The sequence below is a fragment of the Borrelia crocidurae genome (assembly GCF_000825665.2).
Classification (GTDB): domain Bacteria; phylum Spirochaetota; class Spirochaetia; order Borreliales; family Borreliaceae; genus Borrelia; species Borrelia duttonii.
Genome location: NZ_LN609267.1, coordinates 563,649 through 564,848 on the forward strand (window position 1 = coordinate 563,649; position 1,200 = coordinate 564,848).

Consider the following 1,200-nt stretch of genomic DNA (forward strand, 5'->3'; position numbering starts at 1 on the left):
GGTGATGTTTTATCTATAATAACTCTTGGTTTTTGATTATATTTTAATTTTGATNCACAAATAAAGAATAATTTAAATGAAGGCATTGTGGGAAAGTTAGATGATCCTTTACAGATAGGAATTGCAATTCTTGAGTCTTCTTATTTTTCATTTTATAATAGGATGCTTAATCTTAAGTCTTGTAAAAGAGATATCTTAGATATTTTTGTAAGTGGGACTAATTCAGATAATTTATTTTTAAATAAGCTTAAAGCTAATATTATTGGGAAAGATTTAAAAATTTTTGAATTTAAACATTCTGAGATTGCTGGTAATGCAATTTTGGCCTTTTGTTGTTTGAAAGAATTTGATAATTTAGAGAATGCATTTAAAAAACTTGTTAAAATAAAGCGTATTGTGTCCTTTAATGCCAATATGCATGATATTTATTTGGAAAAATATCATAATTATGTTTCTAATTTTAATCTATTTGTTAATAGTTAATATGTAAGCATCCTTAAATTCATTTGAATTTGATATTTTTTGAAGATCAATCTTTGCTTCTGATATAGTTTTATATGGTCCAGATCTGACCCTATAGGTGTCTTTGTCATTTATTGTTGCTGAATATATTTTTGCATTTATTTTATATTTCATTAGTTCTTGGATATTATTGTCAGCAGTAATTGGATCTGAGAGCGATGCAAATTGTATATAATATTCCTTTTGAGGATCATATTTGCTTTCAAGTTTATTATAATTTTGTTTTTTTTTGATTTCTTGACTTGCCTTTGCATTCATTTTTTTTGGTTTGAGTGTTTTTGCTTGTGTTTGTGTTTTTTTGGGTATATTTGGTTTTACAATTTGTGCTTCTTTTTTGTGAATAATTTCTTTATTATTTTTATCCATATTATTATTGAAATTTGTATCTTCTTTATTGGTTTTTGTAAGGTCAATTATGATTTCATTTGGTTTGTCAGTTATTGATAGAGTATCTTTATTATTTTCATTTTCTGTAGATTTTTCATTTTTTGTTTCTTGCAAAATAATATTTTTGCCTGCAATGTCAGAGGCCAAATTTTTATTTGGGAAAAAAATAATTATTCCAAGAAATATAATTGCACAAACAGTTACAATTGAAGTTAATGCTACTAAGAATCCTTTGTTATTATTGTTATTGAAATCTCTCATTATGTTACCTCTCTCATCTTAGCCCTAATT

2 protein-coding genes are annotated in these 1,200 nt (G+C 25.0%); one reads left to right on the plus strand and one right to left on the minus strand.

The genetic code is table 11. The features are described from left to right. Positions 1-87 precede the first annotated feature (87 nt). Positions 88-483, plus strand: a complete 396-nt coding sequence (locus BN1173_RS04610) for an FGGY-family carbohydrate kinase (RefSeq protein ID WP_040236440.1) — start codon at positions 88-90, stop codon at positions 481-483. Here BN1173_RS04610 and BN1173_RS02790 read toward each other — a convergent pair. Continuing rightward, on the minus strand, positions 466-1,170 hold the full coding sequence (locus tag BN1173_RS02790; protein ID WP_040236441.1) for an SPOR domain-containing protein: 705 nt from the start codon (positions 1,168-1,170) through the stop codon (positions 466-468). The two genes, BN1173_RS04610 and BN1173_RS02790, sit on opposite strands and share 18 nt — an antisense overlap. Positions 1,171-1,200 lie beyond the last annotated feature (30 nt).